The 6200-nt window shown below is 29.4% G+C and carries 4 protein-coding genes and 1 pseudogene; 2 read left to right on the forward strand and 3 right to left on the reverse strand.

The window, feature by feature from the left end; translation table 11 throughout:
- Nucleotide 1 precedes the first annotated feature (1 nt).
- Both K354_RS0113170 and K354_RS0113175 read left to right on the forward strand, forming a co-directional pair.
- A complete protein-coding gene (locus tag K354_RS0113170; RefSeq protein ID WP_024955952.1) occupies nucleotides 2–994 on the forward strand; it encodes an iron-sulfur cluster assembly scaffold protein NifU in 993 nt (330 codons plus the stop codon).
- A gap of 129 nt (nucleotides 995–1123) precedes the next feature.
- The gene (locus K354_RS0113175; protein WP_024955953.1) at nucleotides 1124–3016 is read left to right on the forward strand and encodes an AMP-dependent synthetase/ligase; all 1893 of its coding nucleotides are present in this window, start codon (nucleotides 1124–1126) and stop codon (nucleotides 3014–3016) included.
- Between the two features lie 56 nt (nucleotides 3017–3072).
- On the opposite strand, the gene K354_RS0113180 is transcribed toward K354_RS0113175, so the two are convergent.
- The 3 genes and pseudogenes from K354_RS0113180 to K354_RS15140 all read right to left on the reverse strand — a co-directional run.
- Nucleotides 3073–3726: a winged helix-turn-helix domain-containing protein gene (locus tag K354_RS0113180; protein ID WP_024955954.1), complete on the reverse strand. Its 654-nt coding sequence runs from the start codon at nucleotides 3724–3726 to the stop codon at nucleotides 3073–3075.
- A 206-nt stretch (nucleotides 3727–3932) separates the two neighbouring features.
- The gene (locus K354_RS14855) at nucleotides 3933–5819 is read right to left on the reverse strand and encodes a methyl-accepting chemotaxis protein (RefSeq protein WP_024955955.1); all 1887 of its coding nucleotides are present in this window, start codon (nucleotides 5817–5819) and stop codon (nucleotides 3933–3935) included.
- 159 nt (nucleotides 5820–5978) lie between these two features.
- Nucleotides 5979–6200 (reverse strand): annotated as a pseudogene (locus tag K354_RS15140) (OprD family outer membrane porin); the annotation flags it as partial.

Genomic DNA, 6200 nt, shown 5'->3' on the forward strand with positions numbered 1-6200 from the left:
AATGGCAAAAGATGATTTAATTGGCGGTTCAATTTGGGAAGAATATAGCCAAAAAGTACAAGACCTTATGAATAGCCCACAAAACATGGGTGAGATTACAGATGAAGAAGCAAAAGCACAGGGTGGAAAACTTATAGTTGCTGACTTTGGCGCTGAAAGTTGTGGAGATGCTGTTAGGCTTTATTGGGTTGTAGATGAAGAGACTGATATTATTAAAAATGCAAAATTTAAAAGTTTTGGATGTGGTACAGCAATAGCAAGTAGTGATACTATGGCTGAACTATGTCTAGGTAAAACTGTAGACCAAGCAGTTAAAATTACTAACATAGATGTTGAATTTGCAATGAGAGATAATCCTGATATTCCAGCAGTTCCACCTCAAAAAATGCACTGTTCTGTTATGGCATATGATGTTATTAAAGCTGCAGCTGCTTCTTATAAAGGTGTTGATGCAGAAAGCTTTGAAGATGAAATCATCGTATGCGAATGTGCAAGAGTAAGCTTAGGAACTATCAAAGAAGTTATAAAGATAAATGACTTAAAAAGTATAGAAGAGATTACGAACTACACAAAAGCTGGTGCATTTTGTAAATCATGTCAAAACCCTGGTGGTCATGAAGAAAAAGAGTATTATTTAGTAGATATCCTAAAAGATACTCGTGCTGAAATGGAACAAGAAAAAATGAGTGCCTTAGCAGATGCAAAGATAGCTGGAACCGAAAGTGAAATGGCATTTGATGACTATACAATGGTCCAAAAATTAAAATCTGTTGAAGCTGCTATAGATAAAGATATTCGCCCTATGCTCGTTATGGATGGTGGAAATTTAGAAATTTTAGACATTAAAGATACGGATGATGGGATGACTGATATATATATCAGATATTTAGGTGCCTGTTCAGGATGTGCTAGTAGTTCGACAGGAACTCTTTTTGCAATAGAATCTGTTTTAAGAGAAACTTGTTCTCCTAAGATTAGAGTTTTACCTATTTAATTAACTTCTAAAACAGAGTATAATACACGATTATTATGCTCTGACTTATTCTTATTTTAATTTCAAATCCAATTATCCTTTTTTTTTAGCTTTTTCATAGTAGAATATACTTTTTTAAAAAGGATTATAGTGGGAAAAGAGATAGGCACACTTTTTCATATGTTAATTGAAACTTATGAAAAAAATCGTGATAAATTAGCTTTTATATATAGAATTAATGACAATAAATTTGATGTCACTTATCAAAAACTATTTGATGACGTCCTCATTCTTTCACGAGCATTTAAAGCAAAAGGAGTCAAAAAAGGCTCTAAAGTAATGTTTTTAAGTGATAATAGGTATGAATGGATAGTAACAGATTTAGCTTTAGTTTCTTTAGGAGCTATTAGCATTCCAAGAGGTAACGATACTCCCACTAATGAATTAGAATTTATCATGCAACATTCTCATGCCGATTTTTTAATAACTGAATCAGAGAGTATATACAAAGAGCATGAAGAGATGATTAAAGCTTTAAAATTAAAATCTATTTTTATTATCGAAGCCCAAAATATCCATACTATTTTTGATAACATCTACTCTTATTTAGATTTAATAAAAACAAAAGAAATTTTTGAAAATGAAATAAAAGAGTTTTGTGCAAGTAAAAATGAAATTAGTGAAAATGATATCTTTACGCTTATATATACTTCAGGAACAACAGGAACACCAAAAGGCGTTATACTAACGCATAAAAATGTTATGTATAACGTTAGTGTTTTACCTCCTCTTTTAGATTTGACTAGTAACGATTTATGGGTCTCTATTTTACCTTCTTGGCATATTTTTGAACGTACTGCTGAATATCTTGCTATAGCTAACGGATGTTGTGTTGTTTATTCTACTATAAAAACATTTGCTTGTGATTTAATAGAATTTAAACCAACAATTGTTGCAACTGTTCCACGTCTTTGGGAATCAATGTATACAAAAATCAATAATACTTTAGAAAAAAAAGATCCCCAAAAAGCAAAAATATTTAAAAAACTAGTCAATATTTCTGCAAAGTATAATTATAATCTTAGAGTTACAAAAGATGAGCTCCCACAATTTACAAAAGAAAACTTTTTGTCTAGTTCTATAAAAAAACTACTCGCATATATAAATTTATTTTTCTTATATCCTTTCAATCTATTTGCTAAGAGAAAATTACAACTCGTTCAAGAAAAATTTGGAGGAAGACTACGTTTAGCCATAAGTGGTGGTGGAACTCTACCAGACTTTTTAGATACATGGATAGATGCAATTGGTATTCGTATAGTAAATGCTTATGGTATGACAGAATGTGCTCCTGCAATTGCAGGGCGTACTTTAAACTGCAATACTTTTAGTACACTAGGCTTACCCATAGTAGGCACTGATTTAAGAATTGTTGATGATAATGGGAAAGATGTTAAAACAGGTGACGTTGGTGAAATCATCCTTAAAGGAGACCAAATAACTCCAGGTTACTATGAAAATGAGCAAGAAAATATGAAGTCATTTACAAAAGATGGCTATTTTAGAACTGGGGACTTAGGGAAATTTACTATTAAGGGTGAACTTGTCATAACAGGTCGTTCAAAAGAGATAATCGTTCTAGCAAATGGTGAAAATGTAGACCCAAGCCGTATAGAATCAACCATCTCCATGTTACCTTTCATAACAGATACTATACTAGTAGGACAAGATAAAAAGGGTCTTGGAATGCTTGTTGTCCCAGATTTTGATAAACTCAAAGAGTATGTTCATGAAAATTTTGATAAAGTTGTCCATAGTATGGAGCATCTTTTAGAGGACAAACAAATAGTAGGTAAGCTAAAAAAAGATATGAATGATCTTTTACACCACAATAAAGGATTTAAACCTTTTGAAAAACTACAAAATATCCATTTTTTAAATGAAGATTTTAAACCAGGTGAAGAGTTAACCAATACTTTTAAGAAAAAAAGGCATATTATTGAAAAAAAATACAAAGAAGTAATAGATAAATTTCTACATTAATTTCTATCATAATATCCATAGCTTTTTATTAGCTATGGATACAATCAAAAACAAATCTATTTTTTAAGCTTATACCCTTCCCCTTTTATTGTTTCTATAAGGTTTAATGGTAGCTTTGCTCTGATTTGTCTTATTAATGATCTAATTGTCTCTTGTGTAACTATTTCATTTTGATATACATGTGCTGCAATAATATCATAAGACACTATAGCTGGTGACTTTACAAACAAAAATTTCAACATTAACGCTTCTTTTTTTCCCAAATGAATAGAGTCATCATTATATACAAATGTTGCATGTTTAAAATCAAAATAAATTTTTTTAGATAAGAAAAACATATCATCATTCCATATATCACACAATTTATATAATCGAAATACTAACTCATCTAAAAAAAACTTTTTAACAATAATCTCATTATAAGAAAGATAATATATTTTTTTCAATATTTTAGGATCTATCTCATTTTCTAAAATAAGCAATATTGGTGCTTCAGCACCATTTTCTCTGATAAATTCCATAACTTTTGGATCTGTCGGATTTTTAAGATTGAGTATAAAAATAACATATTTATCTAAAAAATCGACATCATCATATAGTTCTTGTTCACTTTGTGCCCTTTTAACATCAAATTTTAAGCGATAATTATTAAGACATGTAATAATCTTATCTTGTAAATCTATATCCGGCTCAAGAAGAAAAATTTTCATTTTTAATTCCTTTTAAATTTCTCAGACATTTTTGTCAAGACTTCATTTTTACCATCAATTTACCAAGATAAAACTTATATTTTGTTTTTTACTACTTAAAATATACTTAAATGAGTAAATTAGTAAAAGAATAAGTAAAATTATTTATATTAAAATTAAAAAATGAAGAGGACATAGCACAAAAGATATGTCCTAAAAAAAGAAAATTAGTTGACTTTAAACTGATTAAGAGCACTATCTAATTTATTTGCCATAACAGATAAATCTTCACTAGCAATAGAAACTTCTTCAATACTTAGAGCATTTTGACTAGTAATGGATTCAATTTCTTGAATTCTTTTAATAATATTTTGAATTGATTCATTAGCATGCAAAGATTCTTCTACAGTATTATTGTTACTTTCAATATTGCTTTCTAAAATTTTAGCATTATCATTCACTATATTTTCTAATTGTGAAGAAATCTCTGCTAAAGAAAGAATTTCTTTAGCATTACTATCCATCTCTCCTGAAGCATCTGAAATAGCTTGGACAACTATATTAATAGTTGTATTAATCTCACCTAAACTATTTTGTGTTCTTTCTGCTAGTTTACGTACTTCATCAGCAACCACAGCAAATCCTCGTCCATGTTCACCTGCACGTGCTGCTTCAATAGCAGCATTGAGTGCTAATAAATTTGTTTGATCAGCAATATCAGCAATAACAATTAATACATTTTTTACTTCTTCCGTATTTTGACGAGTATTTTGAAGTTTTGAAGCAAGTTCAAGTTCGCTTTCAGAACTTTTTTGTAAATGCATATTTAGCTGATCCATTTTAGTTTGAATTTCTTGAAAATTATTATTAACAATATTTAATTGTTCACTATTATATTGAGTATTTTCTACAGAAGTTTCAACCTCTTTTAGAACCTTTTCTCCCTCTTCGACACTACTAGTAACAATTGCATTTTCTTCTTCTGAACGCTTACCAACTGTTACAAATGTAGAAGAAAGTTTCTTGGTAATTGAAGCATTTTCACTACTTGTCTCTTTAGCTCTTATAATCAACTCTTGAATCTTTTCTATAAAAAGGTTAATAGAATGTGCAATATCTCCTAATTCATCACGACTTTTAACACTAAGACGTCTTGTTAAATCACCTTCACCTGAAGCTAAATCTTTAATCATCTCTTGAAGTACATGTACTGGTTTAAATTGCCATACCAATAAGGTATAAATACTTAGGGCACCTAAAAGAACAAAAACTAAACTTATCCACAATAGACTTTTACTTTGATTATTTAAAGTAGCAAAAGCTACTTTTTGATCAATATTTACTAAAACTTTCCATCCTGTTATTTCGACTGTATCAAATGCCAAAATTTTATCATGCCCATTTACTGTAAATTCTATAAAACCAGCTTTTTTAGAAAAGATTTCATCTTCTACCCATTTCAGACTTGGTTCAACTTCACTAAGTTTTTTCCCTTTAAATGCTTTGTTTGGATGGAAGATATTGACATGATCTTTACTTGATATAGAAGCAAATCCACCTTTAAATTTGGTTGATAAAACCTCTTGTTCAATAACTTTAAGTGGCAAAACTATAAAACCAAAACTTTTACCTTCAATAGGAGCAGAAACAGTAACTATTGTTTGTCCTGGACGAATAGGATTGTCAAATGCTTTAGAAATAGTAGGCTTAAAGTTATTTGCTTCAGCCGCTTTATATACAACGTCATTCTTCACAACATGAAGAGGTATTTTTATTTTAGGATTTACATGGATAACTTCTTGATTGTCTAAATAAGCAATAGTTGTAGTTACTTTTGCAGTATTCCGAGCTTGTGCTAAATGTTCACGAATATTTTCAAAATTTTTATTCTTAAGATTATGAATACTTGAACTAAAAGCAATAGCGATATCTTTTTGATAATTTAAATATTGATTGATAGTATATGTTAATTTAGCAGCTTCTTTTTCAACTTTTGCATGAGTATCTCTGATAGCTATTTTTTTCATCATAAAATGATTAATACTCAAAAATAGAGTAAATCCTACAAGCATACCACCTATAATAGTAACTGTAATTTTTTGTTGTAACTTCATAATTTATTATCCTTGTATTCTCACTTCCACTTTGAATACATAAAATTTTTACTTACATGTAATCTTTTACTAAAAAGCAATACATGTAAATAAAAAAAGGAGCTTTACCATGATAGGCAAAGCTCCAATATTTTCAAGGAGTTGTAAATCTTTAATGTATTAGAAGTTATACTTTACATAAAAACGTAAGTTAGTAAAGTCATCATCATCTGCATTATCATCATCATATGAAGTATATCCAGCCCATAGACGAGTACTTAATCCTTTAAATGCTCCACTAAATGCATATTTAATATCCATATTGATTTCATCTGTATCATCGAATTTACCATCATTATCTTGCTCAAAATGTGCAATTTTAAAACGAGTACTAAGGCCTTT

The sequence above is a fragment of the Sulfurospirillum arcachonense DSM 9755 genome (genome assembly GCF_000597725.1).
Taxonomy (GTDB): domain Bacteria; phylum Campylobacterota; class Campylobacteria; order Campylobacterales; family Sulfurospirillaceae; genus Sulfurospirillum_A; species Sulfurospirillum_A arcachonense.

Excerpts from the sequence above, each read along its gene's own strand:
- K354_RS0113170 (WP_024955952.1), top strand. The coding sequence starts at position 2 with ATGGCAAAAGATGATTTAATTGGCGGTTCAATTTGGGAAGAATATAGC.
- K354_RS0113180 (WP_024955954.1), bottom strand. The coding sequence starts at position 3,726 with ATGAAAATTTTTCTTCTTGAGCCGGATATAGATTTACAAGATAAGATT.
- K354_RS14855 (WP_024955955.1), bottom strand. The coding sequence starts at position 5,819 with ATGAAGTTACAACAAAAAATTACAGTTACTATTATAGGTGGTATGCTT.